The organism is Nitrospira sp. Vd2, from assembly GCF_979581665.1.
On sequence record NZ_CEFZSK010000002.1, the window covers coordinates 47,122 to 72,585 of the forward strand.

Genomic DNA, 25,464 nt, shown 5'->3' on the forward strand with positions numbered 1-25,464 from the left:
ACCCCGTCACATCAGGGCCGAACGGCCGTATTGCGTATTTGTACGCGGTCGCGTAGTGAGTGCGCAATGGCATGGTGGGTTCTGATGTGCGAAGGATGCGGCCGAGCGTGGCGTCTTGAGGAGGAAGAGGCGGCGCGCAACCATGAGCGTGAGTCTGGGCATGCGGTGTATCAACAAAAGAAGGTCCGTCCGAGAAAACCAAGGAGAAGCTCAAAGGCAACTGACCGACGTCCATGACGGATTTCCCCGCGGCGCTTTGTTTTGTTGACGTGGGGAGCTTGAAACCAGACCCGCCCGTCACTGTCATCTTCACATTGCAGGCGGTGCACTGCTAGGCGATGGCTCGAGCGGGTTTCGCCGACGGGCTGGCCCCGGAAACAGGCGCGTCGAGGCCCGCATCCAACTGACCGACACTGCCGGCCGATGTTACCCTTTCTTGACATCATGAAGGAGCGTCCATGACAATAACGACCTAAGCTTCGCCATAATGTTACGAGAATGAAACTGCTTGGCCGATCCCGCAGCCTCCAGCGCAAGGTCATCACCGCCCTTGTCATGGTGGGGCTCCTTCCTCTGACGATCTCCCTGGTGCTCACGTACCTCGAAGAACGCCGGGCGCTTCAGGAAACGACAGGAGCGAACTTCAAGGAAATTGCCGTCGAGGCCGCCCGCCGAATCGAAATGCAGATCACCCGCGGCATTAACGAAGCCCAACAGTTGGCCACGACGCCGTTCCTCAAGACCGCCGTGACGGAAGCCAATCGCAGCTATGCGGGAAAGGACGAGAAAACCGTCCAGTCGATGATCGGCGACTGGCAGCGCCGATGGCGGGGACGGGAGCACAAACACGACTTTCCCCTATTCATCAACCGGATTGTCACCAACTATCTCATTCGCTGGCACGACATCCGGAAATCCGACTACATTGCCATTCTGGTCACCGACAACCGCGGCGCGCTCGTCGTGAGCTCGATTCCGCAGGTGGAGTACTACTACGGCAAGAGTGCCTGGTGGCAGGCCGCGTTCAATGGAGGGCGCGGTGACGTCTACGTCAGCGAGATCTATTTCGACCCTTCGTTTGGCACGCACGCGCTCAACGTCTCCGTGCCGATCGTCGATGACGACCATGGGACGACCATCGGGACCGTCAGCCTCATCCTCCGGCGCGATTCGCTGTTTCACCCAATCGCTGAAGTGGCCGTGGGATCGACCGGCCATGCGATGTTGATGGGCATGGATGGCACCGCGTTGATCTGTCCGGTTCAGGCGCCCGAAGAGCATACGATCACGCCGGCTCTGTTGAAGGAAATGGGGCAAATGCGGGCCGGATGGATCGTGGCCGGCGATGATACCCATGGCGGCCACAACTCGATTGTCGGGTTCGCGCCGGTCAGGTTCGGCATGCACCTCGCCTCAGGCAGTTTGGGCGGCAAACGGTGGATCGCGTTCGTCCGGCAAGATCCGGAGGAGACGTATGCGCCGCTCCGACAATTGGTTTGGCAAGTCGCGGCCTACGGCGTCGTGGTGTTCGCGATTCTGTTAGGCATCGGCATTCTCGTGGCGCGGCGGCTCATCGGGCCGATCAAGTTATTGCACGACGGGGCGCAACGGATCGGCAGCGGGGCGCTCGATCATCGCCTGACGATCAAGACGGGCGATGAAATCGAAGGGCTCGCGCAGGCCTTCAACGGCATGGCGGTGAATCTCAAACAGTCCTTCGGTCAGCTCGAACAGCGGATGGCCGAGATCCGCCGCCTTGAAGAGAAATACCGCGACCTGATTGAAAACTCGCCCGAAATGATTCATCAGGTGAACAAGGACGGACAGTTCGTGCACGTCAACAAAACGGAGCTCGAGAAGCTCGGCTATACGCTGGACGAAATGCTCGGCATGCATCTCTGGGACATCGTGCCACAAGGACGGGAGCCCGAGGTGCTGGCCTACCTGGACGCGTTGATGGTGCAGGGGCGGGGCACGATGGAAACGGTCTTCCTCACGAAACAGGGCAGGCCGATCGATGTGGAGATCCACTCCACGGCGCTCTTCGAGCCTGATGGCGGCGGCCTGTTGTATTCGCGTGCCTTCGTCCGGGACATCACGCAACGAAAGTTGCTCGAGAAGGAAGTGAATCGGTACACCAGTCGGCTCGAGCAAGAGGTCGCCGAGCGGACCCAACAACTCTCGGAATCGCAGAAGCGGTACAAGGCCTTGTTCGATCTCGCGGCCGACTCGATCTTCATGGTCGATGCCGACGGATATGTGATCGCAGTCAATAAGCGTGAAGAGCAGGCATTGGGGTACCTCGAGGCGGAGACGATCGGTCGGCAGTTTCTCGATATCGTCCCCTCGCGGTATCACGCGGTGACGACTTCATTGCTCGAGAAGATCGTGATGGGCGAGCAGCAGGTGCCGTCGCACGAGATCGCGGTGTTGACGAGCGAAGGGGAAGAACGGCCGGTCGAGATAGACGTCATCCGCGTCGTGGACGGCACACGACCGGCCGTCATGGTCCAACTGCACGACATCACCGAACGCAAACGTCTGGAGCAACATCTCCAGCAGTACAATGAGGCGCTCGAAGCGGAAGTTTCCGAGCGGACGCGCGAGATCGAAGCCACGAAGCAGTATCTGGAGAATCTCCTCGAAAATGCGAACGATGTCATTTACACGCTGGACGCCGAGCAGCGGTTTACGTACGTCAACAGCAAGATCGAGGCGTGGGGATATAAGAAGGACGATTTGATCGGTCGGCCGTATTTGGCCTTGCTGTCCAAGCGGCACCGTGGCCGTCGCCTGAAGAGCACGCTCGATATCGGGGCCAAGCAGGTGTATGAGGTCGAAGTTGTCACGAAGGCGGGCGATGTCCGGACCGCGACGGTCAGTGTCTCGCCGCTGACGGACCCGGAGGGTCGCATCCTGGGCGTGCTCGGCATCGCGCGCGACATTTCGGCCACCAAGAAGCTCGAGCAACAGATTCTGAATTCCGAAAAGCTCGCCTCCATCGGCAAACTGGCGGCCGGGGTCGCGCACGAGATCAACAACCCGCTCGGCGGCATCTTGAACTGTCTCTACAATCTACGAAAAGGCGCCTTGTCACCGGAACGGCAGGCCGAGTATCTGTTCTCGATGGAAGACGGGCTTCGCCGCGTGCAGAAGATCGTCAGGCAGTTGCTGGAATTCTCGCAGCAGCACGAACCCGAGTTGTCGTTGACGGATGTGAACGAGGTGATCGAGCGGGTGCTGGTCTTGACCAACCATGCATTCACCGCGAACCGGATTACGTTGGACAAACAACTGACCGCCGGCTTGCCGCCGCTGATGGTCGATCGACACATGCTGGAGCAAGTGCTGATGAATCTCATTTTGAACGCGATCCAAGCGATCCGCGGCGGCGGTGTGATCACGATCCGGACGAAGGCCGCCGGTGAACGATGCGCCATCGAAGTCGAGGATACCGGGATCGGGATCCCGGCGAGCGTCATGCCGAAAATCTTCGACCCGTTCTTCAGTACGAAGGGAACCGGTGAAGGTACGGGGCTGGGCTTGTCCGTCAGCCTCGGCATCGTCGAGCGGCACGGCGGCACGATTCACGTCGACAGTGAAGTAGGGAAGGGTTCGATGTTTACGGTCTGGTTGCCGATCCATCGCGATCGGTTACCGGTTGGAAAGGGGTCATGAAAGCACCGACAGTGTTGATCATCGATGACGAGCCGTTGATCCGGCTGAGCATGACGGATGCACTCAAGGCGGTGGGCTATGAGGTGCGCGCCGCCTCGACAGGACACGAAGGCATGGAGTTATTGACGACGAAGACGTTCGATATCGTCATTTCCGATCTTCGGCTCCCCGGCACCGACGGCCTCGAACTCTTGCAGGTCTGCAAGCAGCGGTCGCCACGGACCGAAGTCATTATGATTACCGCGCACGGCTCGGTTGAAGCGGCGGTCGAAGCGATGAAGCACGGCGCCTACGACTTCATCACGAAGCCGTTTTCCATGGACGAGCTATTGTTGATCGTCGATCGGGTCAGCAAAGTGCTCGCGCTCCGAGAGGAAAATCTGCAGCTTCGTGAGGAGCTGGAGGGCAAGTTCAATTTCGAGGGCATCCTGGGCAAGAGCGCCCGGATGCGCGAGGTCTTGGAGACGGTCCGCATGGTCGCCGCGACCGATTCCACCGTCTTGATTGTCGGGGAAAGCGGGACCGGCAAGGAATTGATCGCCAACGCCATTCATCGCAACAGTCCGCGACGGGACCAAGCGCTGGTCAAGATCAGTTGCGCCGCGCTGCCCGAAACGTTGTTGGAAGCCGAACTGTTCGGCCACGAGAAAGGCGCGTTTACCGGTGCGCTCCGCCAGCGGCGTGGCCGGTTCGAGATGGCCCACAAGGGTACGCTGTTCCTGGATGAGATCGGCGAGATTTCCCCGGTCGTGCAGGTGAAGCTGCTGCGCGTCTTACAGGAGCGGCAATTCGAGCGCGTCGGCGGAAACGAAACGATCGAGGTCGATGTGCGGCTGGTGTGCGCGACGCAGAAGGATCTGAAGAAAGAGGTGCAGCAGGGCCGCTTCCGAGAAGACTTGTATTACCGGCTCAATGTCGTGCCCATTACGTTGCCCCCCCTGCGCGAACGCCGGGATGATTTGATGATCATTGCCGAGCACATGTTGAAGGCGCGATCGGAACGACTGAACAAGCCGATTAAGGGTTTCTCGCAGAGCGCGCAAGAGCTGCTGCTGCGTTATTCGTTTCCGGGGAACATCCGTGAGCTGGAGAACTTGATCGAACGCGCCGTGGCGCTGAGCAAACCCAATGAAGAGGTTCAGGCCTGGACCCTCTGCGGTCAGCCGACGTGTCCGTTCATTGGTGGGCCGGTGCAGCCGATGTGTGGATTTTGCAGCGAGGGGCTGAGCGGCCAGGGGAAGGCCGCTCAGCCCCTCGATTCATTGGCCGATGCGCGCGAACGGTTCGAGCGGGACTATATCCTCGCTGTCCTCGAGCGTGTCGAAGGCAGCCGCACGGCGGCCTCCAAGCTCCTTGGCCTTTCGCGGAAAGCGCTCTGGGAGAAGTGCAAACGCTATAGGATCCCGTCTGAGCGCAATACGCTTGAGGAGGAAGAGGAGTAACTACTCCTCCGGCTCAGGTCCACCTTCCCACAACTTCACCGTGCGATCCCAACCGGCAGTCGCGAGCCGCCGGCCGTCCTGAGAGAAGGTCACGCAGCGCACCGGCCCGTTATGCGCGCGGAGGGTGCGGAAATTTCGGCCGGATTGAATATCCCAGAATTTGACGGTTTGATCGTCGCTCGCGCTGACGAGGACCTTCCCGTCCGGTGAGACGGCGAGCGAGCGGATCCATCCGGCGTGCCCTTTGAGGGTCCGCAACTCGGTCACCTGCGGCATCTCGAAGAATTTGATGGTCGAGTCCCGGCTCCCGGTGATGAGGAGCTTGGCATCCGGGGTGAACGTCAACGCGCCGATCCAATAGTCCATCGGCTTTTGGAAGCCGCCGTCGTCTTCAACGAAAAACCCGCGCGCTTCCGTGGTTTCGTCGTCCTCCGTCTCGCGCCAGTGGCCGTTATGAACGAGCTTCTCTTCGCCGCTCGGCAGGACTTCCCAAATCTTCAGCTTGCCGATGTCGTTACCGCTGGCGAGATGAATGCCGTCGGGTGAAAAGGCGACACAGACCGACCAATGGTGATCGTACTGATCTTTGCCCAGCAGCGTCATCAGTTCGGTCCCGGTCGTCACTTCCCAGATCTTGATGTCCTTATTGTGCGCGCCGCGAGCCAGCATGAGACCGTCGGGCGACAGTGAGAGGCTGGAGACGTTGTGGTCGTATCGCGTGAAGAGCAGTTTGGTCGGCTCGCCGGTCTTCGGATTCCACATACGGATCGTTCGATCGTCGCTCCCGGTGATCACCGTTTGGCCGTCGGGTGTGAACAGAACGACGCGAATGTCTTGTGTGTGCCCCCGCAAGTTGCGCAGCAAACGGCCCGTCTCGATGTCCCAGATGCGGACAAGGCGGTCGACTCCCGCGCTCGCAAGCGTTCGCTGGTCGGGTGAAATAGCCACGCTCCAGACGCCGTGCGTGTGTCCTCGGTATGTCCGCACCTCGCGGGCGGCCGCCTTCCAATACTCAAGACTGTCGGATGGACGCACCTCGTCGACGACTCTGTCTGCTTGCTGCATCGTGATCGGATCGGCCATAGAACTCTCCGTAACTTCCTTCCTGGGCCCCGCCGGGGCTTGTGTGCCAACGCTTGAGGTGATTATAATCAACTGCTCCGCGGCCGACCTCATCTTATGAAATGCTCGTAAACCAAGTCAAGGCAAGCGCATTTGCGCGTTAAGGGATAAAGGCCATGGCCACACGCACGCATACCCTCGATATTCGCTTCCAGCCCGCCTTGCTGCAGGAGGTCATCGATTCGTTTATCGAAAAGACCGAACGGGAAGGTGACCCGAGCTACTACAAGGAATTTCACGAGCACGCCGATCCAATCTATGAGAAGTTTTCGTTGGACGATCGGGAAGCCGAGTTCAAGAAGCTCTATCAATATCTCTTTGGGATTTGGGGATTCTCGGACATTATTCGGGATGCGTTCGAAGAGTTCCCCGAGCTCAAGGAAAGAATCGGGATCGTGCTCGTCAAAGGCGTGCTGAAAGAGGACCAGGAAGGCGTCGACATTCTTCGCAAATGGGGGTCGGTCGAGCAGGAGTTGGCCAGACAGTTCGAGGAAAAAGGCCTCAAAGGCATTGGCATCAAGCTGATTCCCCGTCGGTTCTATGATCCGGCGCTGAGCCGGTACTGTCGGCACGAACTCACCCACATCGCCGACATGCTCAATCCCGACTTCCAGTACGATCCGGATACGAAGGTGGGACAGAACCCGGGTGAGGAGACGCTGATCCTGCACCGGTACCGCGTCCTCTGGTGCATGAACATCGACAGCCGGCTGGCGCGTGCGGGCAAGGATCCGATGCTCAGCCGCGAGGATCGGTTCAAGGAATTTCGGTCCTGGTATCGGAAGATTCCCCCGACGCAATTGAAATCGGTGTTCGAAGGCTTGTGGCAGACCGACTTTTTGACCCATTCGGAATTGGTCGAGATGGCGACCGATACGCTCCGCGTGGTCGAGCGCGCCGTCGAAGTCGAGGGCGGTGAGGTCCCCGAGACGCAAAACAAGATCATGCTCATGCCCGGCTTTCCCTGTCCGCTCTGCCGCTTTCCGACCTATTCCTGGGTCGAGGATCTCGGCAACAAGCTGGAGAAGCACGTGCTCGAATACATCAAGGAAAATCACCCCGGGTGGGACGTCGAATACGGTGCGTGTGATCGGTGTGTCGAGGTGTACAAGCTCCGCGCCGACGGCGTAGTCTAACGACCATGGCCTCGGATCCCAGTTACGGTCGCCGTCATTTTCTGAAAGACTCCATTGTCTCGATTGCCAAGACCGCGCAGGAGTATGTCACGCATCGTGATGCGCCGACCGAGAAACCTGAGCCGGTGCTGCGCGATGATTGGTTGCGGCCGCCAGGAGCCGTTGACGAATCGCTGTTTCTGGAGCGATGCACGGTATGCGGCGACTGCACCGAGGCGTGCCCATACGAGGCGATTCAACCCCACCCGAAAAACGGCACCCCAATTATTTTCCCCGATCGCGCGCCGTGCCGGCTGTGTGATGATCTGCCGTGCATTGAAAGCTGTGCGACGGACGCCTTGCTGCCGCTCGCGGCGATCGGCGACGTCCGAATGGGGACGGCGGTTGTCTCCTCTCGCCTGTGCACCGCCGATCAAGGGTGCAATGCGTGCATTTCGAAATGTCCCGTCGGTGCGCTCTCGATGGATTTCGCCGCGCTGCGTCTGGTCGTCTCGACTGAACGATGCGTCGGATGTGGTGTATGCGAATATACGTGCAAAAGTGTCAATGATCGTCTGGCGATCGTCGTGCGCCCGGCCCGGCACATGGCGAATCGCTCCTTGTGATGAGGGCTGATCAACAGGGCTTTTCTGTCGATAATGACGGCGGTTCGAGTGGCTTGTCTGACAAGGACTTGATGCTTGACATCACTTGGGGCTTTGCCTATGATACGCGAACCGCTGCCCGACAGATCGATGCTTGAAAGCCGATTGATCGTGCTTCTCATCGGATTTTCAGCTCGAACTTGAAGGAGAAGAGGTATGGGTAGGATGGAAAGTCAACGGACGGCAACCACTTCCTCGGTCAGCGCGGCTCCCTCCTCGGTAGCTCTCAAAGATTCCCCGGCAGTTGAACGTGCCTTGAACCGGAGCAAGATTTATTTGCTCATTTCATGGAGCATGCTCTATCCCGAGGATGATGAGTTTTTGGACTATTTGCAGAGCGGCGAGTTCGTCGAGGACGGACGAGCCGCATTGAACGCCCTTTCACAGTCTCTTGACGGCATCGGCGGAGAGCGCGCGAAGAAGAAAATTGCTTCCCTCACCAAGTGGCTCGACGATATTGAAGGATGGGTGTCGTCGGAGTGTACCAATTGGCAACTGGCCGATCTCCAGTCCGAGCACCGCCGAGTCTTCAGCAACGTCATTACCCTCGATTGTCCTCCCTACGAAACGCTCTTCGGCAACGATCACGTCTTTGGTCAGGCCCATACGATGGGCGACATCGCGGGATTCTACAAAGCGTTCGGCGTGGAGTTGTCGCGCGATATCCACGAGCGGATGGACCACCTGAGCGTGGAGTTGGAGTTCATGCACTTCCTGGCTTACAAGGAAAGCTATGCCAGGTGCCACGATGGCTCCGATAAGACGCAAATCGTCGTCGATGCGCAGAAGAAATTCGTCAAGGAGCACATCGGCCGGTGGGTCCCGCTGTTCTCCAAGATGCTGGCCAAGAAAGCGGACTCCGGCCTGTTCCGTTACATGGCCGATTTCACAGCCGATTGGATGGACTTCGACGCGGCGTATCTCGGTGTCACTCCGCAGCCTTATTCGGAAGCAGATTATCGCCCCGCCACCTTCAATGCCCCTGAAGGTCAGACGTACGAGTGCGGAGCGCAGGATCAGGGGAATGAGTTGAATATCCTCTTGAACGAGGTCGGTGCGCAATCCTTTATGGATCATAAGGAGAAGGACGAATCCGGACCGGTTGGGACGGCCTGACCTGCGGAGACGGCGAGTTGAGGGGCTATATTGTCAAGCAGTTTTCTTAATCTTTAATCGGGGAGGGCATAATTTTATGAGAGTGGTGCAGACACGGAATAAAAAATTGGTGTTTGGCATTCTCCTCTCTGCGCTAGTCGTCGGTGTCATGCTGACGATCGGCCAGGTGCCTCTTGCGGTCAGCCAGCCGGTGACCATTCCGGTGAAGGCGATCAAGGGGCCGATCCCGATGGACGGCGCGAATCCGATCTGGGAAGGCGTGCCGGGCGTCGTGGTTCCATTGAGCGGACAGACGATTACCACACCGATGCACCCGAACATCGCCGTGAAATCGGTGTTCGTGAAGGCCGTGACCAACGGGAAGGAACTCGGCTTCCGGCTGGATTGGGCCGATCAGACGAAGAATGATACGACGATTGGGCCGCAGGACTTCCGCGATCAGGCTGCGATTCAATTCCCCGTGAATACGTCCGGAGCACCGCCGTTCCAGTGTATGGGGCAGTCGGGTGGAACGGTGAACATTTGGCGGTGGAATGCTGAGTGGCAGAAGGATATCGGAAAGGACAGCGCGGGCCTCTGGGACGTGGACGACCAGTACCCCGGTATTTTCTGGGACTACTACTTTGAAGAGCCGGCGGGCGGCGTGACATACCCCGATCGGATCGGTCGCAGCCTTGGGCCCTTCAACCCCGGCATCTGGTCCGGCAACATCATGTCTGATCCCACGCTCCGGATCAGCTCCGTTGAGGATCTCAATGCCAACGGCTTCAGCACGCTGACCACACAAGCACACCAAGACGTGATCGGCAACGGTCTGTGGGAGCCGGCCGGATCGATCAAGGGTGGCTGCTGCGTCGGTCCAACCTGGCGCATTGTGGTGAAGCGCGCGCTGGCGACCAACGACCCGAACGATGTGCAGTTCAAGCCGGGTATGTCGGTGCCGGTTGCCTTCGCCGTCTGGGATGGCAGCAACGTCGAGCGCAACGGCATGAAGGGAATTTCAACCTGGTTCACTCTGAAGCTGCCGTGATGCGGCGCTGAGCAGGGTTAGTCGACCACAACGGGCCCCGAGCTTCCTGTCCGTCAGGCAAGCTCGGGGCCTTTTGCTTTCGCTCACTTCGCCGCCCGTTCAGCCGTCCGTTCTCGCCTACTGCGGTTGCATTGGAAAGATTGGAGGGTGTATAAAATACAATCTCTTTGCGGCTGTTGACGCGCTCAGCCGTTTGAACTCCAAGGACTTATCGTGAAAATCTCTCTGTTGTTCCCCCCCAGTTGGCACCCGTCTCAGCCGTACTTGAGCTTGCCGTCAGTGACGGGGTTTTTGAACCAGGCCGGCATCACATCCGTGTCCCAGCGTGACCTGAACATCGAAGCGCTGGATATGATTCTGACCCCTGACTACGGTCGTGACATCCACGCAAAACTGCTGGACAAGGTCAAACAGCTCGAGCGCGGACATCAGGGAGAGTCCGGGCCGAATAGCAAGGAGCACTATGCGCGGGCGGTCGAGTCGTTGAGCCGGCTTCCCTATCTCATCGATCGGCTGGACCTCGCCAAGGAGACATTGCGCGGCGAAAACTTCTACGACATCGAGCAGTACCGCGATAGTCTCTTCTTGATCGATAAATGGCTCGAGGTCGTATCAACGCTCTACTTTCCGACCCGCATGACGGTCGTCGACAATCAATTCAGTACGTATTCCATTTATTCATCGAAAGATCTGCTCAAGGCGATCAAGGACGAGGAACAGAATCCCTATCTCGATCTGTTTCGCGACCGGTTCGTGGGATCAATTCTCGACTCCGCGCCGGATCTGATCGGCGTCTCGATTACGGCCACGTCTCAGATCATTCCCGGCTTGACCCTCTGTCGCCTCATTAAAGAGGCGAATCCGGACATCCACGTGACGATCGGCGGGAGCATCTTCACCCGTCTCGTGGACAATCTGAGGCGGTGTCCCGGGTTATTCGATCTGACCGACGACATCATCGTCTTCGAAGGTGAAACGGCGCTGCTGGAACTGGTCAATCAGTTGGACGGCAAGCGCGACATGACGAAGGTCCCGAATCTCATCTACCGGCAGAATGGACGCATCGTCGTCAATCAGCCGTTCTACTCGGAGAACATCAACGATCTGCCGGCGCCGAATTATGATGGGTTTCCACTCGGCCGTTATCTGGCGCCCGAGACGGTCTTGCCGGTGCAATTCTCCCGGGGCTGCTACTACAAGGATTGCGCGTTCTGCGCGCTGACACTGGACCATCAGAACTTCAGGCAGAAAGATCCCACCAAGACGGTGGACGATCTGCAGATGCTCTCGGAAAAGTACGACACGCCGTTCTTTTTCTTCACTGATGAGTGCCTCGCGCTGTCGCCGACCAAGCGCCTCTGTCAGCAGTTGATCGACCGTCGCCTGAATCTGCAATGGACCTGCGAGATGCGGTTCGAGAAAAATCTCGGCCGGGACCTGTTGACGCTGATGCGGGATGCGGGGTGTCTGAAGATCGTCTTTGGCTTGGAGTCCTTCAACCAGCGGGTGATGGACTTCATGAAGAAGGGCATCAAGCAGGAGAGCGTCCGTCGGATTACCGAGGATTGTTTGGACCTCGGCATCGCGATCCACTGCTATATCATCGTGGGTTTCCCCACCGAGACGGAAGAAGAAGCGCTGGAGACGATGAATTTCGTGGTGCAGAACACGCGGCTGAATTCGTCGTACGGGTTCTCCTGCCAACCCTGCTTGTTCGACCTCGAGAAGGAAGCGCCGATCATGAGCGATCCGGGCGGCTACGGCATTCGCCGGATCATGCGGCCGGCGTCAGAGGACTTGAGCCTGGGCTTCTTCTACGAAGTCCAAGGCGGGATGGCGCCGGACCAGGCCGAGCGCCTCTACCAATATGTGTACGAGAAGGTGAGCGAGGTGGTGTGCGAGCTGCCGTTCAACTATTCAATGGCGGACGGATTGCTGTACATCGCTCGCGCGAAAGCCCAGGCCGGGCAGGTCGCGCAGCCGGCGGGGTCCTAAGCTCAACGGACGGACGATGAGCGCATCCAACGTCGCTGTCTCAGAAAAGGCCGTCGGGCGAGTCGACGAGCAGGGGCTCCTGTTCGAATACGCGCTCAAATTCCTCCTCGTCGCGGCGTTTCTGGAACTCGTCCTCTATCGCTTGGTGTCTCGGCTCGGGATGCATTTGAGCAAGCTTGCCGCGCAATACGACTGGATCCGACTCCTGTTCAAGGGACTGTCGTCGATCGGGTTTACGCTGTTGAACGTCGTGTCGCTGCTCGTGTTCCTGTGTCTGGGCGTGCTGCTCATCGTGAAAGCCAAGCACCTGGGCCGTCGAATGTCGGAGACGCTGCTCGTCGGCGCCGTCTCGCTGCTCCTGGTGCTCACGATCGTCTTTTTGTTCCTGCCGCCGACCATGCTCGCCCCGATTGCCTACAATCTCGTGACGACGGTCGCGCTCGTGATCCTGGCGGGTCAGTATCTGAAGAGCCATGAGTCGATCGCCCAGCGTGTGATGCTCTTGACCTTCGTGCTCGGGATCGGCGGTTGGCTGTACTATCAGACCATCTCAACGATGTACGGGTTTTGGGAAATCCTTGATGCGCCGCCGCTCGCGCACGAAGTGAACCGGATCGGCGAAGCGTTGATGGTGCTCTCGAGCATCGTGGCGTTCTGGGCCTATGGCGGGGTGTCGTGGCGGACGACCAATAGGCGGCAACGGCGCCGCACGTGGATCGTTGCCGCTACCGCGGCCTCGATTTTCACGGGCCTTCTGCTACTCGACTATGTCCTCGGGCTGTACGATCGAACACTGGCCGATTCGATCCGGAAGGCGGGAGAGGGGATCGGGTGGATTTTTCAAATGGGGATGGGCTACACGTTCTATCTCCCGTTCGCCTTTTATGTGGCGGGCTTGTTTGGATGGTCGTACGCCGTGATCAAGCAGGTGTCGATGGGGCGGCTCGCGGGGTACGGTCTCGCCCTCATGTTCATGGCCGGCTACGCGCTGCAATTGTCGCATCTAACGTTGATGGTGGTCTTGGGACTGTTGTTGTTGAATGCGGACCGGCAGCGGCTCGCGATCAAGGTCTCCGAGTCTGTCGGACAAACGCCGCTCATGAACACGCCGGGCACAATGGTGGGCGAGCGGATTTAGGTAACTCAGCAGTGAAAGAGGAACGAGGACCATGGATCAGCAGAACGTGACGCAGGCGGAAGCGGGTGGCGCGATCAGCGAGCAGGAACGGCCCTTGTCGCCGGACGAAGAGATCGCTGAACTCGAAAAGCTATTGGCGACCGACGGCGAGGATTTCCAGGCGCGGTGCCGCCTGGGCGAACTCTATTTCAGCAAGGGGCGGCTCGATGACGCGCTGAACGAGGTCAAGAAATCGATCGAGATGGCCGAAGCGCTGCGCCTGGAGATGAACCGTTCGCTCGCCATGTACTATTCGAATCTCGGGACGATCTACGGGACCAAGGGGATGATTGATGAAGCCGAGGCTCAATTCAAGAAGGCCTTGGAAGTCTACCCCGACGACGTGCTCGCGCTGTTCAATCTCGGTCGTGTCTATTCCGACAAGCGCCTGTTCATGGACGCGCGCAAATACTATGAACGCTTGGTCGAAGTGACGCCGGAGGATCCGATTGCGTGGTACAACCTAGCCGGCGTCTATGTGGAGCTGGATAATCCTGCCGTCTCCGATTACAACACCATCGACATGGCGATGCAGTGCTACCTGAAGACACTCGAGCTGGACCCGCGGCACCTCGAGGCCAGCTTCAAGTTGATGGAGATTGCGCTGAACCACAAGAAGACGGATTTGGCGATCAAGGTGATGGAGGAGGCGGTCGAGCATAACCCCGACGAGCCGCTGGCCTACTACAACTTGATCAGCACTTACGACAAGTGCAAGATGTTCGAGCAGGCCGAGCAGACCCGGCAACGGCTCAAGGAGCGTTTTGCGAAGCGGACCCGCGAAAGCGGACGGTCTGCATAGCCATAAAGGAGAGTATCCATGTTTGGGAGCATCGGTTTTACGGAATTGATCCTCATCTTGGTCATCGTGCTGATTATCTTCGGCGCCGGCAAGCTGCCGCAGCTTGGCGAAGGTCTCGGGAAGGCGATCAAGGGCTTTAAGAAGTCCGTGCACGAAGCCGACGCCCTCGAGGCCGAAGCCCGACAGGCGCAAGCGCAGCCGGAGATGACGCCACCGCCGCCGCAAGTGACCGCGCAGCCGGCACCCGTCGCACCTCCTGTTCAAATGGCCATGGCCGAACCGCAGCCCGCCCAGAAGGGGTAACGCGCGAAGTCCGGTTCTCTGGCATCGAACGGGGGCACAATGGGTACGGAGCTCGAACTCGCAATCGGGCACATCGAAACGTTTGCGGGCAACGGAAAGGCACGCAGCACGGGGGACGGAAAGCTGGCCGTCAAGGCCGGGATTCCGTTGCCGCATCACGTCGCGCTGGATAAAGAGGAGCGTTATCTCTATATCGCCGAGTCCGGATCAGACCGCGTTCGTCGTGTCGATGTGCAGGAAGGGAAAATCTACAACTTCGCCGGCATCGGCGAGACCTGCTACAGCGGTGACGGCGGACCGTGCGGCGAAGCGGGTCTCTATCTCCCGCTCGACGTCGCCTTCGATTCCGAAAACAACCTGTATATTTGCGATTCCGGCAGCAACCGAATTCGTCGTGTCGATCGCGACACCGGCATCATCACGACGGTGGTCGGGACCGGGCAGCACGGGCTCAATGGAGACGGTCCCGCGCTCGAAGTGAATCTCACCTGGCCGGGCGCGATCGCGTTCGATCCCGACGACGTCCTGTACATCGCCGACACACAGGCCCATCGCGTGCGCCGCTACGATCCGCGTACCGGCATAGTGACGACAATTGCGGGCACCTGGTCTGCGGAGGATGATGCCCGCGAACAGCCGTTGGTGGCCAGAAACCTCGTCGTGCTGTCCGGTGATGCGATCGGGATCGACTTCAGCGACGATCACGGCTGGCTGATGCCCGTCTGCTCCGATGGCCTCGATCTGTCGCTCTATCTCGACGACGGCCGGTCGGCCATGGACGCACGGCTCTACGATCTGGTCGGGATCGCGACTGACAGCCAAGGCCATGTGTACGTGGTGGACAAGGGCAGCAATCGCGTGCGCAAAATCGACAAGTATACCGGCGTGATTTCGACGCTCGCCGGCGTCTGCCGCTACGGTTGGGATGGAGATGGAAAACCGGCCGTCAAGTCCATGCTCAACGCGCCGGAGGCGATCATCTTCGACTCTCACGACAACGCGTACATCTCGGACACGATGAATCATCGCGTGCGGCGGGTCGACGCGCAGACCGGCGTCATCACGACGGTGGCCGGCAGCGGTGACAGCGGGTACGAAGATAAGAATATGGGCGGATGCGGCGCGGCGCGATTCGTCGCCAAGGAATCCGCGGGACAGCTCAAACATGGCGACGGCCTCCTCGCCGTCGAGGCGGTCGTCAATTCTCCCGTCGGGCTTGCGCTGGCGAGCAACGGGGCGTTGTACATCTGCGAGCGCGGCGAGAACAAAGTCCGCCGTGTCAAACTCTGGTAGGGCGCAACCGCTGATCCGCTCCGAGTCGGTTCGGCGGCTCCGATCGCATGGGCGTTCGGTTCGTGCGAGGTCTCGATGGGACGATGGCAACGGGTGCGTGACGGACAAGACTCAGTCGTTCCTCTCTTCCTGGCGATTCTGATCGTTGCGTCGGTGCTCGGCGCGCTCGGCGTGCCGATGGTGAGTTCGCAAGGACTCGTCATTCGGTCGCATTTCCTTCCCGGTACCATTCCCATCACACCGGACGATCCTGCATGGGAGAAGGTCAGCCCGCTGACGCTGCCGTTGAGCGGCCAGGTCATCACACGGCCCGTCTGGCCGGAGCCCGCGGCGCGATCCCTCACGGTTCGCTCGATTCACAACGGCACCGACATCGCATTCCTGCTGGAGTGGCAGGACAATACGAAGAACGACCGCTTGACGCCGGGGACGTTTCGCGACGGCGCAGCCATCGGCTTCCCGCTCGGTGATGCGCCGGCCTTCTTTTGCATGGGGCAACTCGACCACTACATCAATATTTGGCATTGGAAGGCGGACTGGCAGAGCGATGTCGACCGGCGCGCCGCACGGACCAGCGAGCGAAAGGGCGAAGGCGAAGTGCGACGCTTTGAAGTGATCCCGCGTCGTGCCTCATCGGTCGAAGACCTGATCGGGGGCGGGTTCAGCACCCTGACGAGTAAGCAGTCGCAAGGGCGCGTCCAGGGAAAGGCCATTTGGAAAGACGGCATGTGGCGCGTAGTGATTCGTCGGCCGCTCGCCAGTACCGATATGGAGAACGAAGCGCGGCTCGAGCCGGGTCGTCTTCAGACCATCGCCTTTGCGATCTGGAACGGCGAAAACAAAGAGCGCAACGGGCAGAAGGCCGTGGCTCCCTGGTTTCAACTCCTGATTGATCCTGTGACGCAAGTGTGAGGGGCGAACGTGCAACCGAAGCCTCTCGACGGCTGATCGCAGAGCCATGGCAACCGAGAGGATGATAGGTCGAGGCCGAGCCCTCCCATGCATGGGTAGGGCTTTTTTCATAACTCTGTTGGCTTGGGTGACGATCTCTCTGCCGCTGCCTGTGGCATCGGGAGCGACAGGGGAGAACGGCGAGATGACGGAGGAGGAGGTGCTCGCGCTGGGCGAGCAGTTCGGAATCGTCGTGGGCCCGGTGGATGAAGAAATCCAGAAAGAGCTCAAGATGCAGAAGCCGGAAGGCGTCGTCGTCTTTGAAGTGATCGGCGGCACACCGGCCGATTTGGCGGGCATCAAGGTGCGCGCGGTGATCAAAGAAATCGACAAAGAAGAAGTCCGGACGCTGAAAGATTTTGGGCGGGCGCTGAAGCGCGCCATGCCGACGTGCAACTTTACGGTCGGGACCTATGAGCCGGCCGACCCGGAGACGCAGGGCGTCGGCGGGGTCCTGAACTTTCATTTCGTCGGGTGCAAGCGGGACTGAGCGGCGCACCAGGGCCGAGCGAACGGAACAGCATGAGGACTCGACACATCGTAGCGGCGCTCGGGCTGTGCAGTCTGATCGGTGTCGGCGCCGCCCTGCTCCAGGAAAAGGCGGCCGCTCAAAAAGCGAACGGCCAAGAACCGGAACCGTGGGTTGCCGAGATCGAAAAGGTCTTCATCCGCTCAGAGGATTGTAAGCAGTGCCACGACCGGCATTATGAAGAATGGAAGGGCATGCGCGAGCAGACGCCGGACCTCAAGACGTTCGGCCGGGTCGATGCGGCGCTGCTCCATGGGACATCACTTGAATCTCCGGTGTTCCGGACGGTGTTGGGCCTATGGCTCAAGACGAATCCCACGCCCGAGCAACGTGTGCAATGCCTCTCCTGCCATGTGCCCGCCGTCACCGTCTTTCCGAAGCATGTCGACAAGATCAACCGACAGGTGCTGTCGGGGAAGGTCGATGTCGAAGGCATCAGTTGCGCCTCGTGCCATTTGATCGGCTCTGTCGCAGACCATCCGGGACCGCCGCCCACGTTCAAGCTCAAACCCGGCGAGACGCTGTACGGCCCATATAACGATCCCGAGGAGAACCTCGTCCATCCATCCGAGCAGTCAGACCTGTTTCGAGGCGCCAATTACTGTACCTCGTGCCATTTTGATAAGGTGAAGGACGTCACACGCCGCGATCTGCCCGGCGAGATCCTGCAGGGCACGGTGTGTCAGGATTGCCATATGGAGCCGTCGACGGGAAGCTCGACCTCGAAGCGGGGCGCCATGACGCGATCGATCGGGCGGCACTGGTTCCGAGGCGTCGTGATCCCGGGCATCATGTTGCGGAATAGAAATCTGCAGGCCGAGTGGATGCCCCGGCTCGACATCGACGTGGCAAAAGGAAAGGACAAGATCGAGGGGACGGTGTTGGTGCGGACAGGCAGTTTGCCGCATAGTTTTCCTGATGGGGACCCGGTGCTCAAACAGTTTTTCATTACGATTTCCGTGAAGGATGCGAAGGGACGGACGCTCGTGTCGGAGGTCAAGCGCTTTGGCTTGTCCTATGAAGAGATTTTGCGCGGACCGATTCCCGAACCACTCGTCAAAGGTGGCAGCACGCGGCGTATTCCCTTCACGCTCGCCGTCGGCGCAGGCGACGCGCCAGCCACCGTCGAAGCTCTCCTGACCTACGCGTTGATCCCCGATCCCTCGCCCGACTTGAAAGCCGCGTATCTCTCGACCTTGCCCGGCGACAAGGAGCGCGACGAGGCGAGCAAGGTGATCGAGGACTACACGCAGCCGCGCGTACTCACGTTCCGAACCAAAGCACTCTAGGCCAAGAAGAGAAAGGGGACGGCGATCGTGACGAGAGCTCTGCGAATTGGTCTGATGATAGCCGCTCTGGCGGCGCTCTCCGCCCTGGTCGCGCAGTTTGGGCTCGCGCAAGACACCAAGGGTAAGGCCGTCGTCGAGAAGGTGTTCCCCAACTCGAATAAGTGCAAGCGTTGCCACGAACGGGCGTTCGAAGAATGGGAAACCTCGCCGCTCTCGAAATCCATTCACTCGCCGGTCTTTCGCGCGGCCCTCGATGAGTACCTGACGTTTTCCGGCGGCAAAGACAAAGGCCTGTGCTTCAAGTGCCACTCACCTCAGATCAACGAATTCATGGATCAGGCGCCGCTCTTCGTCCAACAGACGCAGGGTGGCGAACCGACGATCGACGGTGTGGGTTGTGCGGAATGTCACCTGATCAAAGCCATCGATCGCTCCAACCATCCGCCGGTGCCGAAGTATGAGCCCGGGAAGACACTCTTTGGTCCGTACAAGGACGCGGTTCAGAATCTGGCGCACCAGTCGATGGAATTGGACCTGTTCCGCAAATCGGACCTCTGTTTGAATTGTCATCTCACGGTGCCGGCCGCGGCGAACTTGGGCAAGAGCAATGATCTGCTCGGCAGTTGGGAGACGAGTAAGGCCGTGAAGTCGGGCAAGGAGTGTCAGACCTGCCACATGCCCGAGCAGGTCGGCGAATCGGCCAACGGCGAGAACAAGCGCAAGGTCGCGAACCACACGTTTCCGGGCCGCATCGGGAAACTCCGCCAGGAAGCGGCCAAGCTGGAGATCGCCACCGACATCAAGGGCGATCAGACGAAAGTCACCGTGACGGTCCAGAGCCTCGTCCCGCACAATTTGCCGACCACTCACCCCGGTTGGGCGAGCGTCGTCCTCGATCTTTCAATTCTCGGGAAAAATCTCAAAACGGTGTATACCGACAAGCGGGTTTACGGCCGCACCTATGCGGATGCGAAAGGGCAGAAGACGGTCTTCGATTTTCAAGCCGTCAAGGTGCTCGAGGATACCGTCTTGAAGCCGGAAGAAACCCGCGTGGAAACGTTTACCTTCCCGACTCCGAAAGACACGCGCTCGTTCGATGTCGAAGCCGCATTGAACTACGCTCCCGTCAGCGGCCCGCCGCCCTTCCTCCAGCGCATCGAAGCCGAGTCGCCAAAAGGCGCCCAAGACCCCGCCTTCCAACCGATCCCGATCGTGAAGAAAAGCGTGAACGTGCCGGTGACGAAGTAGGAACGGGGCGCGGCAGGGCCGCTTCGCTCGCGGTGCCTTCCGGAACGGCTGGCGGCGTCTTGCGGGACGGAAGCCTTCGGGTATTCTCTCGCCCACGGTCTTCGACCGCGATGGCTCGGTCAGTACCCGCTTTCCATCCCGCAAGACGCCGCTCAGCTTTTTCGTTCCTCACGGCAAGGCTCGCTTCGGGCCCTGCGCACGCCCTTTGAGATGAAAGTGAAGATAAGGAAGTAACAGCGAGGAGCGGGGTGGGCAGGGCCTTCCGCTCCGGCGCTTCCGGAGCGGCTGGCTACGGCCTCGCGGCACGGAAGCCTTCGGGTATTCTCTCGCCCACGGTCTTCGACCGCGATGGCTCGGTCAGTACCGCTTTCCATCCCGCAAGACGCCGCCTAGCTTTTTCGTTCCTCACGGCAAGGCTCGCTCCAGTCCCTGCCGCACCCCTTGAGAAGAATGAAAGAAGTAAAGGATTAGAAAGGTGAACGGTGCTGCAGGCCGCTCCGCTCGCAATGCCTCAGAAGCGGCTGCTTGCGGAGGCGCGTAGCGGAAGTCCTTCTGGAATTCCCGCCGGTCGCGATCTCCGATCGCGGTGCCTTTGGTCAGTTCCAGCTTTCCTTCCCCGCGCCTTCGCAAGCAGCTTTTTCGCTCCTCTCGGCAAGGCTCGCTTCAGCCTGCTGCACGCCTGTGTAGTTGAAAGTGAAGATAATGATGCCCGCATCAATTGCCTTAGTTAATTGCACTCAGAGAGGGAACAGCATAAACTGTTCACCAACACATAACTGCAGATGATCGATTTTTAGCCAAATGAGTCTAGAAGACGTTCTCCAGAAAATAGAGCCGGACCCTGAAGGAGAGCAGAAACGTCAACTATGCCTGGCTCGCGTCCGAGAGATCTCGTCGAGATCAATTAAACCTGCTGACACAGAACTGCTCCAACTCATTTCCGATCTCTTTCAAGATGTTCATGCAGAGACACCCTTCACCAGCAACGATTGTAAAGATTATGATCATCTAATTGAGAGCCTCTCTTTCACAACCAAAGACCTTTCTCAGGTCGATGCAGGCGAACTGAAAACGGCGTGGTCGAGATTTTTGAGCGTAGGTCGAGTTGAGTTCGGATGGCCTTTGAACGTAGGAGTGGCCGGATGGTATTCCGAACACGGCAAAGTCTCGCATGCGCTGGCGGTCTATGAACATTTGTACGCTCTGATTCGACAAGGTGAGTTACACGAAGAATGCGGGGAGGAATTTGAGGGATGGCTGATTGATCTTCTCAGTCTGCGCGTTGAAAGAGGACTTCATCAGCGAGCAAGGCATCTGTGCGAGGTCATTGAGGATTTCTATAATGATGGTTACATGTCACTTGAGGTGTACTTCGAAAGCTTATCTTTTCGGACAGAACTGGTACATGCTGCAATTAAGACACAGATTGCGGCAGAAAAGCAGGCTACTCAAGTCAGACTGGAACACGAAGGGATTCCTTTATTGGACTTTGGCCTTCTAACCCGAAGCCTCATCGTTGAAGCAGAATTATGGAGTAGTGATCACTGGAATCAGATTTACCCCGGGGGTGCCCCTCTATACTGGACCCTTGCCATCGAATCGGAATTTCACGATAAGGTATTCGTCCGAAACCGTGAGCGGCTTCAAAAACTTCTTGAGAAAGGCTTGCCACGTGGCCAGAAAGTGTGTGGGCTAAAGCAAATTGAACGAGTAATTGAGGAAGCTCGACAAATCTCTGGTTGAAATCAATCTTTGCTGATATGCATTTTTAAAATCATGGCAACCGAGACGGAATTGAACTTTATCTGAATACAGGGCCGAGCTATGGGCATCCCAGACTACCAGTCGATTATGCTGCCATTACTGCGTTTCGCTGAGGATGGCAAGGAACATTCGTTGCGTGAGGCGATCGAACGATTGGCTGAAAAGTTTGGGCTGACAGACGCTGAAAGGAAAGAACTGCTACCGAGTGGGCAGCAACCAACCTTCGACAATCGCGTTGCATGGGCTCGAACATATATGAATAAAGCCGATTTGTTGCGCGCTACTAAGCGCGGCTATTTCGAGATAACGGAGCGCGGCCGCGACGTCTTATCCAAGAAACCATCTGAGATCAATGTCAAATTCTTGGAGCAATTTCCCGAGTTCATCGAGTTCAGGGCGAAACGACGCGAACGCGGAGGGACAGCGGATTCAGGTCAAACGGAAATTCTTCAGACCCCCGGCGAACTTTTGGAAACGGCATATCAGAAACTCCGCGATGATTTATCCACCGATCTTCTAAAAACAGTCCAACAGTGCTCGCCCGCGTTTTTCGAGCGTCTCGTTGTCGATCTCTTAGTGAAGATGGGGTATGGCGGCACGAGGAAGGAGGCCGGTCAAGCAATTGGACGGAGTGGCGATGAAGGAGTTGATGGAATCATTAACGAAGATCGTCTTGGTCTGGATGTTATCTACATTCAGGCCAAGCGCTGGCAGGGTGCTGTTGGTCGTCCAGAAATTCAAAAATTTGCTGGAGCGCTTCAGGGTCACCGCGCGAGAAAGGGCATTTTTATCACGACGTCTTTACAAAGGATGCTGAAGATTACGTCGCCAAAATCGACTCAAAGATCGTCCTAATCGACGGGGAGCAATTGGCTCAACTCATGATCGATAACAATGTCGGTGTTGCGCCAGTTGGCTCATTCGAAACGAAGAGGGTTGATTTGGATTATTTCATAGAAGGCTAGTGTTGACTAACGGTCGCTTTAGGTAGAAAGGCTCTATCGAAGCCGCTACTCCGCCACAATACTCGAGCCCGGGGACTTCATCTTAAAAATCTGAATGGCGGAGTAGATGTTCTTGGCGGGTTGGTTGAGGATGAGTTCGGAGTTGGTGATGTGGGTGTCGATCAGTTCGAACGGGCCGCCGCTGTAGTAGACGCGGCAGTGGTCCATCTGGCAGTTCTTGTAGACGTGGTTGTCGAGCGGCAGGTCTTCCTTCTCGAACGTTTTCCCTTCGATGATGATGTATGACGGGCCCACGAGGTCTCTCCTGCTGCGCACTATAACAAACTCCTTCGACGCCTCGCAAACGGCGCTTGCCCGGCCCATCCATCGCACATCGTTTGATCTGTTGCGCCTTTTGGCTTGATCATTGCAGTGCGCCTGTATACAATGGGCGCGCTTTTCACATCGTTCACGCTTTCACTTGCTTCAACGAGGGGCGGCACGTTTCGCTGAGTAATCCAGCGCGGGGGTGCGCCTGCCTCACGCAGCAGTACACTGACGAGGAGGGAATTCTGTGGATTTGACAACGGGGGTCGTCCTGTTCGCCATCGTCTCGGCGGCCGCGGGCATCGCCTACGGCCTGTACCTGGCGTTCTGGGTCTTCAAGCTCGACGCGGGCAACAAGGACATGCAGGTCATTGCACAAGCGATTCAAGAAGGCGCGGGCGCGTACTTGAACCGGCAGTATCGCACGGTCGGCATGGTGGCGGTCGGCTTGTTTCTGTTGTTGTGGCTGGCCGGCTTCTGGTCTGACAAATTCGGGTTGACGACGGCCATCGGATTTCTGGTCGGCGCCGCCGCATCCGCGACGGCGGGCTATGTCGGGATGTACATCGCCGTGCGGGCGAACGTGCGGACCGCGCAGGCCGCGCATCAAGGGTTGAATGCGGCCCTGACCGTCGCGTTTCGTGGTGGGGCGGTGACCGGTCTCCTGCTGATCGGCTTGGGCCTGCTGGCCGTCACCGGGTTCTATGCAATTGGGTCGGCATTGGCGGGGCAGGAAAAGGCGGTGCACGCGCTGCTCAGTCTCGGGTTCGGCGGAAGCTTGATCTCGGTATTTGCGCGCGTGGGCGGGGGCATCTACACGAAGGCGGCCGACGTCGGTGCCGATCTCGTCGGGAAGGTGGAAGCCGGCATTCCGGAAGACGATCCTCGGAATCCGGCCGTGATTGCGGATAACGTCGGCGACAACGTCGGCGATTGCGCCGGCATGGCCGCCGACCTGTTTGAGACCTATGCGGTGACGACCGTCGCCGCGATGGTGTTGGCCTTTACGATGTTCAATGGAGCGGCCGAGCCGATCCTGTACCCGCTCGTGCTCGGCGGCATGACGATTTTGGCGACGATCATTGGAATCCTCTTCGTCAAGGTCGGTCCCGGCGGGGGGATCATGCCGGCCTTGTACAAGGGCCTGTTCGTCGCGGGCGGGCTTGCTGCGGTCGCCTTCTATCCTATTACGATGAAGATGATGGACGGCGCGGGAGGCGTGGCCGGCGGCAATTATTACATCGCGGCGCTATTGGGGCTTATCGTCACGCTCGCGATGGTGTTCATTACCGACTACTACACCTCGAAGAGCTTCTCGCCAGTGCGGGAGATCGCCAAGGCGAGTGAGACCGGCCACGCGACCAACATCATCGCCGGTTTGGCCGTCGGCATGCAGGCGACGGCGTGGCCCGTCGTCGTGATTGCCGCGGCGATTCTGATCAGCTTTTGGGCCGGCGGTCTCTACGGAGTTGCGGTCGCGGCAGTCTCCATGCTCTCGATGGCGGGGATCGTGGTTGCGATCGATGCATTCGGTCCGATCACGGACAACGCCGGCGGCATTGCGGAGATGGCGCACCTCGGCAAAGACGTGCGGAACATTACCGACCCCCTCGATGCCGTCGGCAACACCACCAAGGCCGTGACGAAGGGCTACGCGATCGGGTCGGCGGGATTGGCCGCGGTCGTCCTCTTTGCTGAGTACGCGCGGGCCGCCGCCGGACCGAATCCATTGGGCGGCGGCTTCGATCTCTCGAATCCGTCAGTGCTCGTCGGCTTGTTTCTTGGCGGCATGCTGCCCTTTCTCTTCGGCTCCTTGTGCATGAAGGCCGTCGGACAAGCGGGAGGCTTGATCGTCGAAGAAGTGCGCCGGCAGTTTCGGACGATCAAGGGCATCATGGAAGGCACCGGCAAGCCGGAGTACGGGACGTGTGTGGACATCGTGACGCAGGCCGCGATTCGGAAAATGATGGTTCCCGGCTTGATTCCCGTGCTGTCGCCGATTCTCGTCGGGATCATCCTGGGACCGCAGGCGTTGGGCGGTGTGCTGGTCGGAAGCATCGTCACCGGGCTCTTCGTGGCCATCTCCATGACGAGCGCCGGCGGCGCCTGGGACAATGCGAAGAAGTACATCGAAGAGCAAGGGAAGAAGGGAAGCGAGACGCACAAGGCTGCCGTCACCGGTGATACGGTCGGCGATCCTTACAAGGATACCGCTGGACCTGCGATCAATCCGATGATTAAAGTCATCAATATTGTAGCCTTGCTCATCATCCCCCTGATCGTGCGCTAGCGGACGCTGGCTCGTCAGGTCGTCGGGAGTCGTCTGCTTGACGCCACTACAGTGGCGGAGTATTGTTAGGTTCAAGCGCCTGTAGCAGGAGGCTCCCATGGAAAAACAAGAGCGGAGGCCGGAACGCAAGGAGACTCAGGCCAAGGAGGAGGTCAAACCGAATCCAAAGGTCGTTGAGAGCGGAAAGAAGCTCAAGGAAGACATCGATAAACTCGTCGACGAAATCGACGACGTGCTCGAAGAAAACGCTGAAGAGTTCGTCAAGAACTATGTCCAGAAGGGTGGGGAGTAACCCCCACCTTTTTGTTTTCCCTCCGGTCGCTTCGTGTCTCGCCGCTGCTCCTCACCCGTACGTTGTGTGGTTTGACAAAGGACAGGCCCGTC

General features: G+C 58.7%; 20 protein-coding genes and 1 pseudogene. 19 read left to right on the plus strand and 2 right to left on the minus strand.

The genetic code is table 11. The features are described 5' to 3' along the window. Positions 1 to 498: 498 nt before the first annotated feature. Both AC1U7K_RS01010 and AC1U7K_RS01015 read left to right on the plus strand, forming a co-directional pair. A complete protein-coding gene (locus AC1U7K_RS01010) occupies positions 499 to 3,678 on the plus strand; it encodes a PAS domain S-box protein (protein WP_480248956.1) in 3,180 nt (1,059 codons plus the stop codon). After that, positions 3,675 to 5,120, plus strand: a complete 1,446-nt coding sequence (locus AC1U7K_RS01015; protein WP_480248957.1) for a sigma-54-dependent transcriptional regulator — start codon at positions 3,675 to 3,677, stop codon at positions 5,118 to 5,120. The genes AC1U7K_RS01010 and AC1U7K_RS01015 overlap by 4 nt, the downstream gene beginning before the upstream one ends. Here the strand turns inward: AC1U7K_RS01015 and AC1U7K_RS01020 are convergent, their stop codons facing one another. Continuing rightward, complete coding sequence (locus tag AC1U7K_RS01020) at positions 5,121 to 6,203, minus strand: WD40 repeat domain-containing protein (RefSeq protein ID WP_480248958.1); 1,083 nt, start codon at positions 6,201 to 6,203, stop codon at positions 5,121 to 5,123. It abuts the gene before it with no gap. A 155-nt stretch (positions 6,204 to 6,358) separates the two neighbouring features. Between AC1U7K_RS01020 and AC1U7K_RS01025 the strand changes: the two genes are divergently transcribed. The 15 genes and pseudogenes from AC1U7K_RS01025 (at position 6,359) to AC1U7K_RS01095 (ending at position 22,484) form a co-directional block, all read left to right on the plus strand. Further along, positions 6,359 to 7,378: a hypothetical protein gene (locus tag AC1U7K_RS01025; protein WP_480248959.1), complete on the plus strand. Its 1,020-nt coding sequence runs from the start codon at positions 6,359 to 6,361 to the stop codon at positions 7,376 to 7,378. A gap of 5 nt (positions 7,379 to 7,383) precedes the next feature. Beyond that, a complete protein-coding gene (locus tag AC1U7K_RS01030) occupies positions 7,384 to 7,983 on the plus strand; it encodes a 4Fe-4S dicluster domain-containing protein (RefSeq protein WP_480248960.1) in 600 nt (199 codons plus the stop codon). A gap of 195 nt (positions 7,984 to 8,178) precedes the next feature. Next, complete coding sequence (locus AC1U7K_RS01035) at positions 8,179 to 9,138, plus strand: TorD/DmsD family molecular chaperone (protein ID WP_480248961.1); 960 nt, start codon at positions 8,179 to 8,181, stop codon at positions 9,136 to 9,138. 85 nt (positions 9,139 to 9,223) lie between these two features. Next, the gene (locus AC1U7K_RS01040; protein ID WP_480248962.1) at positions 9,224 to 10,168 is read left to right on the plus strand and encodes an ethylbenzene dehydrogenase-related protein; all 945 of its coding nucleotides are present in this window, start codon (positions 9,224 to 9,226) and stop codon (positions 10,166 to 10,168) included. A 213-nt stretch (positions 10,169 to 10,381) separates the two neighbouring features. Further along, entirely contained in the window at positions 10,382 to 12,163 is a 1,782-nt protein-coding gene (locus AC1U7K_RS01045; protein ID WP_480248963.1) for a B12-binding domain-containing radical SAM protein, read from the plus strand. A 16-nt stretch (positions 12,164 to 12,179) separates the two neighbouring features. Then, the gene (locus AC1U7K_RS01050; protein ID WP_480248964.1) at positions 12,180 to 13,301 is read left to right on the plus strand and encodes a hypothetical protein; all 1,122 of its coding nucleotides are present in this window, start codon (positions 12,180 to 12,182) and stop codon (positions 13,299 to 13,301) included. Between the two features lie 31 nt (positions 13,302 to 13,332). Continuing rightward, entirely contained in the window at positions 13,333 to 14,142 is an 810-nt protein-coding gene (locus AC1U7K_RS01055) for a tetratricopeptide repeat protein (RefSeq protein WP_480248965.1), read from the plus strand. Between the two features lie 18 nt (positions 14,143 to 14,160). Next, positions 14,161 to 14,445: a twin-arginine translocase TatA/TatE family subunit gene (gene tatA, locus AC1U7K_RS01060; protein ID WP_480248966.1), complete on the plus strand. Its 285-nt coding sequence runs from the start codon at positions 14,161 to 14,163 to the stop codon at positions 14,443 to 14,445. 39 nt (positions 14,446 to 14,484) lie between these two features. Further along, positions 14,485 to 15,738, plus strand: a complete 1,254-nt coding sequence (locus tag AC1U7K_RS01065) for an NHL domain-containing protein (protein WP_480248967.1) — start codon at positions 14,485 to 14,487, stop codon at positions 15,736 to 15,738. Positions 15,739 to 15,813: 75 nt separating this feature from the next. Further along, positions 15,814 to 16,650 carry an ethylbenzene dehydrogenase-related protein gene (locus AC1U7K_RS01070; protein ID WP_480248968.1) on the plus strand — a complete coding sequence of 279 codons (837 nt, stop codon included), beginning with the start codon at positions 15,814 to 15,816 and terminating at the stop codon, positions 16,648 to 16,650. Between the two features lie 127 nt (positions 16,651 to 16,777). Continuing rightward, positions 16,778 to 17,179, plus strand: a complete 402-nt coding sequence (locus tag AC1U7K_RS01075) for a hypothetical protein (RefSeq protein WP_480248969.1) — start codon at positions 16,778 to 16,780, stop codon at positions 17,177 to 17,179. 32 nt (positions 17,180 to 17,211) lie between these two features. After that, a complete protein-coding gene (locus AC1U7K_RS01080; RefSeq protein ID WP_480248970.1) occupies positions 17,212 to 18,507 on the plus strand; it encodes a multiheme c-type cytochrome in 1,296 nt (431 codons plus the stop codon). Between the two features lie 54 nt (positions 18,508 to 18,561). Continuing rightward, entirely contained in the window at positions 18,562 to 19,755 is a 1,194-nt protein-coding gene (locus AC1U7K_RS01085; protein WP_480248971.1) for a multiheme c-type cytochrome, read from the plus strand. Positions 19,756 to 20,556: 801 nt separating this feature from the next. Then, complete coding sequence (locus tag AC1U7K_RS01090) at positions 20,557 to 21,498, plus strand: hypothetical protein (protein ID WP_480248972.1); 942 nt, start codon at positions 20,557 to 20,559, stop codon at positions 21,496 to 21,498. Between the two features lie 81 nt (positions 21,499 to 21,579). After that, positions 21,580 to 22,484, plus strand: a pseudogene (locus AC1U7K_RS01095) (restriction endonuclease). Between the two features lie 45 nt (positions 22,485 to 22,529). Here the strand turns inward: AC1U7K_RS01095 and AC1U7K_RS01100 are convergent. Then, positions 22,530 to 22,778, minus strand: a complete 249-nt coding sequence (locus AC1U7K_RS01100; protein WP_480248973.1) for a hypothetical protein — start codon at positions 22,776 to 22,778, stop codon at positions 22,530 to 22,532. Positions 22,779 to 23,043: 265 nt separating this feature from the next. Between AC1U7K_RS01100 and AC1U7K_RS01105 the strand changes: the two genes are divergently transcribed. Together AC1U7K_RS01105 and AC1U7K_RS01110 are read left to right on the plus strand one after the other, a co-directional pair. After that, positions 23,044 to 25,080, plus strand: coding sequence for a sodium-translocating pyrophosphatase (locus tag AC1U7K_RS01105; protein WP_480249039.1), 2,037 nt, complete (start codon positions 23,044 to 23,046; stop codon positions 25,078 to 25,080). A gap of 97 nt (positions 25,081 to 25,177) precedes the next feature. Next, positions 25,178 to 25,372, plus strand: coding sequence for a ubiquitin-like protein Pup (locus AC1U7K_RS01110; protein WP_480248974.1), 195 nt, complete (start codon positions 25,178 to 25,180; stop codon positions 25,370 to 25,372). Positions 25,373 to 25,464: the final 92 nt, after the last annotated feature.